This is a genomic window from Elusimicrobiota bacterium, assembly GCA_016180815.1.
Lineage (GTDB): Bacteria > Elusimicrobiota > Elusimicrobia > JACQPE01 > JACQPE01 > JACPAN01.
On the sequence record JACPAN010000006.1, the window covers coordinates 18,684 to 30,744 of the forward strand.

At 51.9% G+C, this 12,061-nt stretch carries 10 protein-coding genes; all 10 read left to right on the top strand.

Features of this window, described 5'->3' with window-relative positions; genetic code table 11:
• The first annotated feature begins 116 nt into the window (after nucleotides 1–116).
• Nucleotides 117–815 carry a hypothetical protein gene (locus HYT79_02560; protein ID MBI2069456.1) on the top strand — a complete coding sequence of 233 codons (699 nt, stop codon included), beginning with the start codon at nucleotides 117–119 and terminating at the stop codon, nucleotides 813–815.
• On the top strand, nucleotides 815–1,183 hold the full coding sequence (locus HYT79_02565) for a hypothetical protein (protein MBI2069457.1): 369 nt from the start codon (nucleotides 815–817) through the stop codon (nucleotides 1,181–1,183). Before HYT79_02560 ends, HYT79_02565 begins: the two co-directional genes overlap by 1 nt.
• A 3-nt stretch (nucleotides 1,184–1,186) precedes the next feature.
• The gene (locus tag HYT79_02570) at nucleotides 1,187–3,130 is read left to right on the top strand and encodes a hypothetical protein (GenBank protein MBI2069458.1); all 1,944 of its coding nucleotides are present in this window, start codon (nucleotides 1,187–1,189) and stop codon (nucleotides 3,128–3,130) included.
• The gene (locus HYT79_02575; protein ID MBI2069459.1) at nucleotides 3,127–5,913 is read left to right on the top strand and encodes a hypothetical protein; all 2,787 of its coding nucleotides are present in this window, start codon (nucleotides 3,127–3,129) and stop codon (nucleotides 5,911–5,913) included. The genes HYT79_02570 and HYT79_02575 overlap by 4 nt, the downstream gene beginning before the upstream one ends.
• A gap of 4 nt (nucleotides 5,914–5,917) precedes the next feature.
• Entirely contained in the window at nucleotides 5,918–9,562 is a 3,645-nt protein-coding gene (locus HYT79_02580) for a hypothetical protein (GenBank protein ID MBI2069460.1), read from the top strand.
• Nucleotides 9,563–9,574: 12 nt separating this feature from the next.
• Nucleotides 9,575–9,982: a hypothetical protein gene (locus tag HYT79_02585; protein MBI2069461.1), complete on the top strand. Its 408-nt coding sequence runs from the start codon at nucleotides 9,575–9,577 to the stop codon at nucleotides 9,980–9,982.
• Nucleotides 9,983–9,987: 5 nt separating this feature from the next.
• Entirely contained in the window at nucleotides 9,988–10,248 is a 261-nt protein-coding gene (locus tag HYT79_02590; GenBank protein ID MBI2069462.1) for a hypothetical protein, read from the top strand.
• 2 nt (nucleotides 10,249–10,250) lie between these two features.
• Nucleotides 10,251–11,030: a hypothetical protein gene (locus tag HYT79_02595; protein MBI2069463.1), complete on the top strand. Its 780-nt coding sequence runs from the start codon at nucleotides 10,251–10,253 to the stop codon at nucleotides 11,028–11,030.
• A 56-nt stretch (nucleotides 11,031–11,086) separates the two neighbouring features.
• On the top strand, nucleotides 11,087–11,686 hold the full coding sequence (locus HYT79_02600) for a hypothetical protein (GenBank protein ID MBI2069464.1): 600 nt from the start codon (nucleotides 11,087–11,089) through the stop codon (nucleotides 11,684–11,686).
• A gap of 73 nt (nucleotides 11,687–11,759) precedes the next feature.
• Nucleotides 11,760–11,999 (top strand): helix-turn-helix transcriptional regulator, encoded by a 240-nt coding sequence (locus HYT79_02605; GenBank protein ID MBI2069465.1) that lies wholly within the window; start codon nucleotides 11,760–11,762, stop codon nucleotides 11,997–11,999.
• The last annotated feature ends 62 nt before the right edge of the window (nucleotides 12,000–12,061 follow it).

Genomic DNA, 12,061 nt, shown 5'->3' on the forward strand with positions numbered 1-12,061 from the left:
TACGGATTCAAAAAGGAGGCGAGCCGGGGAGTCTCGGAATCAGCTCAGGCAGCCTCCCAGCCCTTGACCTTGAGGCGGACACCGTAGGGGACCTGCTCTTGGGGTGCCTGGGCAAGGTGACAACCACCCAGCCGGATGCCACAAACTCCCCGACTGTGTTCAAGCACGTATTCAAACCGGAAAACACAAAGACCCAGTTCCCTTCATTCACCTTCTTTGTGGACAGGAGCCTTTCCGTTAAGCGTTATCCGCTTATCGTGTTTAAGAAGCTCGCTTTAAGCGGAACAGTGGACGGCAAGGCCCAGGTTGCGGCGGATGTCCTCTTTAAGACTGAGGAGTCGGCATCAGCGTTTACGGCAACTTTCGGAACGCCCAAACCTCTGATGTTCTTCCAGACCGAGATCAAGCTGGACGGAGTGTTAAATCAAGACGTGAGAAGCTGGAATCTTTCCCTTGATAATGTCTCCAGGGCTCATAGAACTTTGAGCCAATCCAGAGATGTGAAGGACATTGTCTCAACCGGCCGATTCGTGATTGAAGGCGGCTACGAAATCTTTTTTGAGACAGAAGCCAACCGCCAGAAATTCCTCGACAACCTGCCTCAAGCCTTGGACATTGTTCTGACAGGAGACATCATCGAGGACACCCTAAAAAACAAACTGGAGCTTTCCATTCCCAAGGCTAAATACACGGCCTATCCATTGGGAGCCATCGAGGGGCTTTTGGGAGCCGCGGTCACCTTCCAAGCGGAGTTCGATCCCACGTTGGCTTACAGCCTGCAAGCTACGCTCTTCAATGCGGTCTCTGGTTACTGATGAAAACAACAGCGCAGCCCACAACAGCCCAGGCCCTTAAGGAGCGGTTGAATAAGGTAAAGACGGTTGAGGTCAACGGCCTGGCCTTTGCCATCAGGAAGGTTTCCGTTCTTCTTTTGCCTGAAGCCTCGGAGGATATCTGGAATCTAGCCAGGCAGGGCAAGGATGTTCTGGCGGAAAAAATCAAAGGCTGGATCGCCTCTCCTACGCTTCCAAGGTTAAGGCGCGTGCTCTTAGCAGGCGTGATCTCCCCAAGGCTTTCGGCAATGGATGAGGATGGGGCTATGCTCATTGATCTTCTCTTGTCCGACCACGAGCTTTCCTCAAGACTTTTCCTTGAGATCGTCAATTTTTCTTTGGAGGGATAAAAGTTGCCGGGACTTGAATTAACTTTTGAGGCGGTTGACAAAGCATCGCCAACCATTCAAAGGCTTTCCAAGGAGATGCTTGAGGCCGCGCTGCGGTCCGATCGCTTTGCCAAAGAAATATTCGATGCCACAAGCAAGGTGGAGGATGGCCTTAAAAAGATTCCTCCCAAGGCCCAACAAGCCTCACAATCCATCAGCGCCATCCAGCAGGCAAGCCAGCAGCTGACTCAGCAGTTATTGGGATTTGCAACGGTTGCTGGAGTCACCACCTTCTTTAAGCAAGCGGCCCAGGCAGCCCTTGAGGAACAGGAGGCGTTAAGGAGACTATCTTTTGCCGTGGAGGCCATTGGCGGCTCCTTTGCCAGCGAAAAAGAACGCATCATCGCCTTCGCCCAAGAGCAGCAGGCCTTAACAAGATTTTCCGATACCCAGACTTTCGAGGCTCTGGGACGATTAACCAGAGTAACAGGCGATTTAGGCCAGGCCATGCAAGCCGCGCGTCTTGCCTTCGGCCTGGCCTCGGCGTCGGGCAAGGACCTGAACTCGATTCTTGATCTTCTGGGCCCCATCTTAAACGGCGATGCCACGAGGCTACGCGCATTGAAACTCGAGTTCGGCGCTTTCATTGGAAACGCGAAATCAGCCCAGGAAGTGATTGATGTTCTTTCAAAGAGATTCTTGGGGGCCGCGGAAACCGAGAAAGGCTTTGCCAAAGAATTAATTATTACCAGAAACAGGCTATCGGATTTTCAAGAGACAGTGGGGACAGGGGTTTTGCCTGCGTTTCGTTTTCTTTTGGGCATCGTGGAGCAGGGGGCCAAGGTTTTTGAGTTCTTGGGAATCGTGATCGCTGATTTCGCGGCAAGATCACTGGTCCACATCAGGGCATTTGGCGAGGAAGTAAAAGCAATTTTCACCCTTAACTTCGGCAAGCTGCCGGAGATCAGCCGCCAAGCTGAAGACCAAATAGCAGCCATTGCCGAGGAAACAGGCAACCAGATCGTTGAGCTTGAGGAGAGATTTTCCAAACAAAGAATAAGAACCATCCAGAACGAAGGAGCCATTAAAGCCCGAGTTACTGAGGACTCCATCGAGAAGGCCAAAAAAGAATCCGAGGAAAAGAAAAGAGCCGCCGAGGATGCCCATGAAGTTTTAGTGCGCCTGGATGCAGAGAGACTGGAGCTTGAAGGCGAAACCCTGGAATCAAAAAGGCTTTTGATCGAGATGGAGAAAGAGGAGAGATTTAGAGCGCTCGATGAACTTCGAGCAAAGAGCTTGATCACGGAGGACGAGCTTTTGGCAGCCAAGCTCAACGCCACTGAAGCCGCGATCCTTAAATTCAATGAAGCCGCCGAAGAACAAAAAAGACAGCTTTCAGAGGTAGAGCAGGCGGCCAAGCAGGTTTCAGAATCAATGGCCAATGCCGTGGGCGACGCGGTAGCTGACATGATCCTTGAGGGCAAGACCTTTGAGGCGGCCATGAAATCAGTGTTTAACACCGTGCTTAGGACCGCTATTGAGACTTTCACGAGAGTGGCCATCGAGGCCGCGATCGCAAGAAGCGCGGCTCAGGGAGTGGCGGGCGCAGCCTCTGGTTTTGCCGCTGCTGGGGCCGTGGGCGTTTTTGCCGGAGTGGCCGCCACAATCTTTAAGGGTGTCAAGCTTCAGGAAGGCGGCATTGTCACACGTCCCACCATTGCCTTGGTTGGTGAAGCCGGTAGAGAGGCCGTGATCCCCTTGGAAAGAGGCGGCTCTGTTCTCGGAGGAAATATCTCCATTAACATCACCCAAAACAACAACATCACGGTTTCTGGCTTTGGTGATGACCAGGCGCGTGAGATCATGCGCCGCATTTCGGAAGTCACGAGATCAGGGGCCTCGGAGGGCGCGGAGCTTGTTAAATCAATACTCGCCCGGCAAGGAAGATTTGCAAGGGAGGCTGTGTGAGAAACGTCTCCCAGGAATATCAAACCATCCAGAAATCAAACTTCTTCAAACCCGCGAGAAAAATTGAGCTTTTCCGCAGACTTTCAGACGGCTCTGGATGGGAGGCTTCGGCCATCGTCATAACTTCGGAAATCATCCGCTTGGACAGGCTTTCTTGGAAGCTGGACACGGATAATCTCAATGAGTTCAAAGCATCCAATATCAGGATTGAGGTGGATAATTCTGACAGGCGTTGGGATGAGGGCTCAGCCGGCCGGTTCGCGGGATTCCTGCGTTTCCATTCCAAAATCAGGATTTCCTTGGGTCTTGAAGTGAACGGCTCCAATGAAATCTTTTCCGTGTTTACCGGGCTCATTGAGGATATTAACGAGGATTCAAGGAAGCCGGCCTTGGAGCTAGACATCAGGTCCCTGGATCAAATCCTTGAAGATGCTGACGCGGAGAAGGCCGCCGTCACGGTAGCCAACGAAACCGTTGGGACAGGTGATGGGAACAAGACGGATTTTCCTTTGGCCCAAAAGCCGGTTGGCAGGGCGCTGGAGGTCAAGGTGGGAAGCGCCGTGGCAAGACCAGGTTTGGATTACACGGTGACAGGCTTAAATGATCCAACCCAGGCCGCCATCATCAAGTTCAAAAGCGGCCCGCCTGCCTCAGGCTCCCAAATCAAGGCAACCTACCTCAAATGGAAAACCAATTTAAGGATTCATGAGGCGGTCAATGATCTTTTATCCACCGTGCCCCAAATAGAAAAACAGATTGTTGAAATCGTCAGGTTTGACCCTGCGGCCCAGAGGGAAATAGCCCATACGTTGTTGGCGGATTTCCAAAGCTATGACCTAAGGAGGGCCCAGGCTGTGGCCGAGCCTTCAGGCCCCGCTGGCAACGGTCGCGTCACCATCAAGCCCTTTGAGACGGAAGCGGAGTGGAACGCGGCTTTGGTCAAGAGCAGAATTAACCTAAAGCGCGTTTCCAACGCAGTCCATCCCAAATGGACCAGCCAGTATGAAGGCGATTTTTTGCCCACCCAGGAATACTTCCAGGCGGAAGATGACGCAACCATGCCCTGGGAGGAGTTCTTCACAGGATCTGCTTTACCCGAACGTCAGGCACAAAACAGCATCTTAACCATCAACCACACCGGCCAATCGGACGCGTCGTATTACGCGCTCAATACTTTCAGAAATGAGGGAGGGGGCGTGGGATTATATTCAGGACCACGCAGCATCTTTGCGCGCTTTAGGGCTGATGTTTTAAGCGGCGAGATACGTTTTGGTTGCGGGATGCCGGAAAGCCCCTACCTTGGAGCCATTGTCAAATTTCCAAACCTCACCTCCTGTAAGGTGACAAGCGGCAGTTCGGAAAGCTCCCCAATTAGCGTTGATGTTACCCAGTTCCATGTTTATAGGCTGGATTTCAATTTAACGAGCTTAAGCGTAGGAACCTGGAAATTTTTTATTGACGGCAGCGAGCGGGCGAGCGGAACCCTTCAAAGCGTTTCAGGCACCTCAACCCAGTTGGGAGGCATGCGCCTGGAATCCGATGGTCACAACCGCCTGTTCATTGACTTCATCAGATTTAACGCCGCTCAAGCCGGGCCAGCCAAAGGAGAGGTCGCCTTGAAAGTAGATTACTCATTCCACCTGGCAGGCATCGTGCTTTTTAACCTCATCTCAACGATGGGCCCCTTCTTTGCCGAGCTTCAGGGATCAAGTTCAGGAGCCAAGTTTTTCTGGAGCTGGAGCCAGGATGATTTGAGCTACTCAGCGGAAACAGAGGTCTCCATCGGCGGCAATATCGGCAACTGGACCAATGTCAACTCGCCCCGATTCATCAAGATGAGAGTGGTTTTGACGGACACGGCAGAATCCCAGCCTTATGCCTTAAAGAAGCTCTGGCTTCCGGCATTGGCTATATCGCCTTTAGTTGACGGCGGCGCGGACGTTCTTTCTTGGGACACCTGGCTTGCCTCTTTTGCCAGCAATGACGGCGGAGTTTCTTTTTTTAGCGCGGCAGAGGCGAATAGCCAATCAGGCTATAGCTTTTACCAAGCCAGGGGAGCCGGGGATGCGATCAAGACGGATGACTTTGCGGTAACGCAGGGATTCAGTATGCCTACACGGCTCATTTTTATCACCTTGCTTAACACGGCAGGGGCTAGCGCGCCCATGCACAACTCGAGCGCCTTTATTGTTTCCACCAGCACCGTGCTTTTATCAATGGCCAACTACGCTGGCAGATCGGTCCTGGACGTAATCAAGGAGATGGCGAAGCTCGCTGACTTTGAGATCGGCCTAGACAGCGAGGGAGGATTTTTCTTCAGGAATAAGACCACGTTCGCCCAGGCCGTTTTAACCCTGGATTCCTCGAACGTTCTTTCCGTCCAATCCTTCTCCCCTGGTTGGGACAGGGTGTTCAACAGCATTAGGGCCAGCTTCGGCCAGTTCGTGGCGATCGCTGATTCTCAGAGCGAGGGAGATCCATCGCCCACCTCCAACGCAAGATTCGGCGTCCGGGATTTAAGCGTGGGCGGAGGAAGCCTTGTCTTTGAGACGGACGTGGACCTCTCCAAAGTTCTCTCCAAACGTTACTTCACCAGATACAAGGAGCCCAAAAGAAGAGCGACGGTGATCGCGCGCTTCATGCCAGAGGTGGAGCTTGGGGACAGGGTCGGTTTCGACGTTCCAGAACCCTGGAGAATCGCCCAGGCCTTTGACGCGAGGGTGCTGGGCATCGCTCATGACTTAATGGGCATGAAGACCGAGCTTGATCTTTTAGAGGTATGAGGTAATGCCAAGACTAGCTTTCCAAACACAGCAGGACTGGGAGCAGGCCCTTGAGCGCATCGGCCTGGATGTTTCAGGCCAAGGCGTCAAGCTCTCCACCGGAGCCACTCTTTTGGAGACTGCGGATGATTTTAACGACGGCATCATTGACTCCAAATGGAAAACCCATGTTCTGCCTTCAGCATTGGCCTTGGACCAGTCTTTTGATCTCAATCTCACCAATGCCAATTATTCCAATCTCAACGTTGACAATCTGTTTTTGAAGTTTGCCCAGACGTTTACGCCTTCAAGGAATATTTCCGTCACGCAAATGGCCCTGGCTTTATCCGAATGGAGCCTCTACGACGCGGGCCCTGGCGTCGGAGTGAGGCTTGATATTGTAACGACGGACGGCCAGGGAAAACCCACAAGCACGGTCTTGGCCTCAGTCACCAAATGGAGAAGGCCTCCAGACGATTCTTTCGGCGACTGGTATTCAGACGCGGAGCAGATCGGACCCTCCAACGCCAACATCTACTGGATCAAATTTCCCATTAACGTCAGCCTCCAGGCCAACACAAAATACGCCCTTGTTTTGAACGCGATTTATCCCATGAGCGCCTGGAGGTACGTCAGTTTTTGGGGCGACGGCGTCTCCGGCAACAACTACGCAGGCGGCAACAGCTTGCGCTTTGACGGTTCCAGCCAAACTTGGCAGACCAATTTCATCATGCAGGACTTCTACTTCAGGCTCTATGAAAGCCAGATGGCGCCTCTGCCAGTCACAGAATCAGGCGGCCTGATGAGGTTCGAGTACAGCCAGACCTCAGGATCAGGAGACCACAGGCACATATACAGGGACTTTGCCCAAGGAGACGTGGAATGTGAAACAAGGTTTATCTTGACCAGGCTTGCCTCAACCTTTAACACAGGCTTCTTTTCCTTCGGGCTCCTTCAAGACCCCAGTCCCTTCGTCGTTGAAGACTGGAATATCAAAAACCAAAGGCTCATCTGGGACATCAGCTTCTCGACAACGGATAACGGCATTACCAGCTTTGTCTTTAGGGTCAAAGGGAGCGATGGCTTAATCCACAGGTTGGGAGACAGCGATTTCCCTATTGTCCAAGGGGGCACGGCGCGCATTCTGGGCACGTCTACCACACTCGTCCTTCAAGTCACTAAAAGACCAGGAGGCAAAATCAAGGTCAAGATATTCCTTGGAGACAACCCCAGTGATGTCTTTATTGAGTCGGGAGACTCCCCTGTGTTGGTTACCCCGACATCGAAAATTTATCTGGAGATAGGCGGGGTTGCCACGATCATAGTGACAGGCACAGCGGTCGCGGCGGGCTCCGCTGCTTTTGGCGTGCGTTACGATTTTGATTATTTCAAGCTCTCCGGCCAGCCACAGGAGGTGGCAACTGGTTTTCTTAGGCTGCGCCATTCCTTTGGAGTGCCCACCGCTTTGAACAGCCTTGAAATCAAGCGGTCTAAGCCTGTTGCCGGAGATAAAGTGGACATTCAACTGCGATCAGGCAATACCATCGCTGAGATGGAAGCCGCGGCTTTTGGGACGGCCATTGCCACAACCCCAGGCTCCTTTGATCCCGGCAATCCCCAGGATAGCTTTGAGAAAGCGGTGCTTTCCAATCCCCAAGCCAAATTCTTTGAGACAAAAATCATTTTAACGCGGGCATCCCCCTCTCCGACCCTGGAAGGCTACTTTCTGGATTTTACGCCGCAGGCAGCGGAACAAATCGTTGAGGAAGAGAAGCCTCCTTTGACCTACAGGCGGCACATCCAATCAGACGATGACTGGGGCCAAGCGGTGGAAAAGTCCGCCTCAATCAGGATAGACAATGGCGCGGCCTCGATCGCCCCTGTATTCCAGGACCTCTTTGACCAGTTCGTGATCGAGCCTCATTGGACTATTTATCAGAGAAACGCCAATGCCTTCGCCTCTTTGGGATTCTTGAGGATGGAGATCCTCTCCACGGATTCGGACGCGATCCTGGTCAAAAGCTCGTCAATCCCAACGAGCTTCAAAGCCACTGTGCGCTGGAAGGTTGAAAATCCTTTTGTTTTGCCTTCAGGATCAAATTTCTTCTTTAACATCTTTGCTGTTTATAACAAGCCCAGCATTCCCACTCCCTTTGATATACGCTTCGGCGGCAGTCCTTCCACCGATACCCATCACACTATCATCATCCGATGGACAAGGTCGGGGGATGGTCAGCACAGATTGGGACTGGTTGCCTTAAGAAACGACGGCACATTCGTGGGATGGAACCAGGCGACAGGGCAGTGGAGCCCGGCAGCCGGCGATCAGATCATTCCCTCAGGCAAGGAAGCCACTCTTTGGACTTTTGAGATTCAGGTCGCAGGAGGCGTCTTATCCATTACGGCTAAGGATGACGAAGGCGCTATCCGGTTCCAGACCTCTGGACTTTCCATAAAAATATCGGACAGCCAGCCCTGGATGGTACTGGGAGACAGCGACTCCTCTTTCATGCCAGCCAACACGACCCAGCTTTATGACTCAGTTGAGACTGACATCCCAGTCACAGGAGCCTCGAATGGATTTATCCGCTTCAGGGATTCCCTGGGAGCCAGAGGCAGGCTGGGTAATATCAAGGTTATTCCCACGGTAAATATCCAGTTTGACCCAGGAGAGGTTGTCCTTAAAGCGAGATCAGGAGACACCTTGGAGAATCTGCTTGCCGCCACTTTCAAGGAATCCTCGCGGTTCGTTCCCAGTGTCAACGGCAATGAGGTGGACCTGGCTATTGCCCCAGGCTCCTTTATAGAGGTGGAGCTGGATATGTTTTCCGCTTCCCCAGGCCCAGAAATCCAGTTTTTGTCATGGGAGATTGAGCCTTTGATCGAGGACAATCCCGTAATTTTCTCCCTTGATCCCATTGCCCCGGATGCCCAGGCTGTAGCCTCGGGGATCAACACGGGCAACACTTCCGAGGGGCAGGCGACGGCTCCGCTGGCCTTTGACGGCGACCCCACAACGCAATGGGAATCTGCAAGCGGGCAGGAAGGTTTTAACGTTATTTGGTTTTACACCCTGCATCTTAAAAAGAACGGCCAATCCTTTGAGGAAACCATAGACACTCTTATTTTCCTTAACACCAACATCGGCAGCATCCAGGTGGAATTGCATAGGCTGGGGTTTTCCGAAAGCAAGGTGATTTTTAAGGGAGAGATTTTAACGCCCGATGCCATCATCAGGTTCGATCCCTTTCCGGTCGCCATCATCGAAATCCAGATTTTCTCAAGCCAGGTGCCCAATGAGAAAAAAAGAATCGGAGAGATTCTGGCCGGAAGGCTTCTTTTGGCCTTGCCAGGTTTCGATAAGTACGAGCCCAAGAGGGAACTGGTGGAGTCAGGGCAGATGAGGGCCTTGGGCGGCAAGCTGATTGTGTTCAGGGGCAGGGATAAATACTCAAGCCGCTGGCAGGCGACTCAGTTGCCCCAGGAACTCAAAGACCAGATCCTCAAGGTCTTCCGCGAGAATCCCTTGGTCACCTTCTGGCCTGAGCCCAAATTTAGAACCCGCGATTTCTTTGACGTTGCCTGGAGGGTGGAAGAGATTCCTTTTCCCTATACGGACGTCGTTAAGGGCGCAGGGCACACATTGGAATCTGAAATGACTGAAGTTTAAGGGAGGTGCAAGATGCCAAACGAACAAGCATTGCGAGACGATAATAGGACCCCCACGATTCTCTACGAGGAAAACGGAGAGGTGCGGCGCGTTTCAGTCCTTAAGCCTTTGCCAGCAGGAGAGCATTTCTTGACAGTGGCCAGGGAAAAAATGGGCGGTGGGAAAGAAGACTTGGTCGTGCCCGCCGTAGGCAAGAGATTGATCGTTAAGGGCGTGGCCATCGCCCAGCAGCCGGATACCACCCAGGGAGCCCAGGTGCTTTTAGGCGGCCGCGTGATTCATAAAGTCTGGGTCAATGACCAGTCAGGCTACGTTCCCATGCGCCAGGAGGGAGTGGTGGGTGAAAAGATCGAAATCCAAAACGTGGCCTTTCAAGGAAGCGAGCGAGCTTTCTTCATTGTCAATTACCTGGAGGTTTAAGTCTCATGAGTGAAGACGGGCACACGATACCGGAAAGGCTCTCAACCCTCGAGGCCAAGGTAGACCGCGTGCTGGAAGAAGTCTCAATCATGCGCGGCTCCTTTGTGGAGTTTGAAAAGTACATCGGCAACCATGCCAAAGACCTGGAACGTATGAAAACCGAGCTTGGCTTGATTAAAACCATCGGGGCTTGGATATTCGCGCCCTTGCTTGGGCTTGTGGGCCTGGGCTCCATCCTTGCCACCGTCTATGCGCTGATGAGGTAATCATGCCGGAGAAATTAAAACTCGATATTCCCATAGACCTTGCCAACTCGCGCCCATGGAAGGGCATTGTCTGGCATCATTCGGCGACCGCCGACGGCCCTGGCCGCAACTGGGACGCCATTGTCCGTTTTCATACCTCTTACCGCATAGACGGCCAGATCGTCACCGCCGAGGAATTTGAAAGAAAGTTGAGGCTCAATCAAGGCAAATCATTCCTTAAGCCCTGGAAAGACGTGGGCTATCACGGCGGCACAGAGTGGGCCAATGGGCAGGTGATTTTCCACTGGGGAAGGCCGCTCAGCATGATCGGAGCCCATGCTGGGGTCAAAGGAGCATCCAATCAGTTTAACGAGCAATATTTAGGGCTGTGCGCTATCGGCAATTTTGATACTGCGCCGCCGAAGCCGGAACATACCGTTTCACATCCTTTGATATTTGAATATATGAAGGCTTTTTATGTTGATAAAGTAAAAATTATTCCTAAGAATATTTCAGATATTTTAAAGAGTAATAATTGCTCAGGAGTGAGTTGTAAAGATGCGGTTGGTTCAATTTGCCGTCAGTGCGGCCGGCAAAGCGATCAAAATGGATTTCACTCAAAATCTGGCGCGGGACATGAAGTCCCTTCGTGCTCTTTGGAACTGGATTTATATGTCCCTCTATATTTGGATCTGCGTTTACGCCGTGCTTCACCATCCCGAAACCATTCCCACTGCGATCACCGTGACGGGCGGCGTCGTGTCCGTCATCTTTACCGGATATGTCTGCACCAAGACTTATGAAAAGGTGAAGAACGGCCACGGCCGTCCGCCTGCGGCGGCATCCCTGGAGGAAGAAAGTGAGGCTGGCGATTAAACTTGCATCGGCTCTAAAGTCGGCCGCAGATTTCACAATCCACAGGCCAAAAGATGCCGTGATCATTCTGCTCATTTTTATTATTGCTTTGACAGGTTGGAAGCTTAATAGAGAGAAAAATAGAGTGCAGGAGTTGGCCGCCAAAATTGAAGGCTTGCCGCCCGATACCAAACGGGTCGTAACCATTTACCGCGACCGTATCGTCACCAAATGGCGCACTGGTCCTGTTAAAATCGAATACCGTGATCGCTATCTGCCACCGGAGGGGCACATAGATGTAATAACCAAAACGGATCGCCCCGGAGAGTTGCCCGAGGTGGTCATCAAAGATCGCGGTTTCACGCGCCGCATAGGAGGCGGTTTCGTCTACTCTGATCGGTTCTTACCCGCAGTTGATTTGAAGTGGGCATTTTTGAGGCGTTATAGTTCAATCATCGGGATAACGCCATCGTTTAGCGGTCTTGGGATTTCCCGCCATCTTGATGACGTCACACCATTTCAAAACCTTGAGATTCTTGGCATAGGTGGATTCGCCTGGGATGGAAATATTCGTTTTGGAATCGGGATGAGAACGAACTTTTAGTTTTTCTAAACCGCCCCTTTTCGGTAAACCCTTTGACCTCTCTCCATATATAATTTAATATATAGTTTCTGATATAGGGCTAACCCTCGTGGTAAAAAATAATATCGACGTTCCTAATCTGGTTAAAAAAATTCGTGGGATCAAGGGTCTCACTCAGGAAGAGTTTGCCCGCGAGCTGGGCGTGACATTCGCCACTGTGAATTCCTGGGAGAACGATAAACGATTTCCTCAGCCCTTTTTACTCAAACGACTCCTTGAATTAGAAAACGAGTGCCGGAAGAATCCGAAAACTGGAAGTGCGCGCAATGGATAGGAAAGACACAAAAACCTTTTCGGATCAATTAACTATAAATTCAAGGCGTCTCCCCGGAAAGG

What these genes read in the sequence shown, in the direction of transcription:
- HYT79_02585 (MBI2069461.1), top strand. Translation starts at nt 9,575, where the DNA reads ATGCCAAACGAACAAGCATTGCGAGACGATAATAGGACCCCCACGATT.
- HYT79_02595 (MBI2069463.1), top strand. Translation starts at nt 10,251, where the DNA reads ATGCCGGAGAAATTAAAACTCGATATTCCCATAGACCTTGCCAACTCG.
- HYT79_02590 (MBI2069462.1), top strand. Translation starts at nt 9,988, where the DNA reads ATGAGTGAAGACGGGCACACGATACCGGAAAGGCTCTCAACCCTCGAG.
- HYT79_02565 (MBI2069457.1), top strand. Translation starts at nt 815, where the DNA reads ATGAAAACAACAGCGCAGCCCACAACAGCCCAGGCCCTTAAGGAGCGG.
- HYT79_02580 (MBI2069460.1), top strand. Translation starts at nt 5,918, where the DNA reads ATGCCAAGACTAGCTTTCCAAACACAGCAGGACTGGGAGCAGGCCCTT.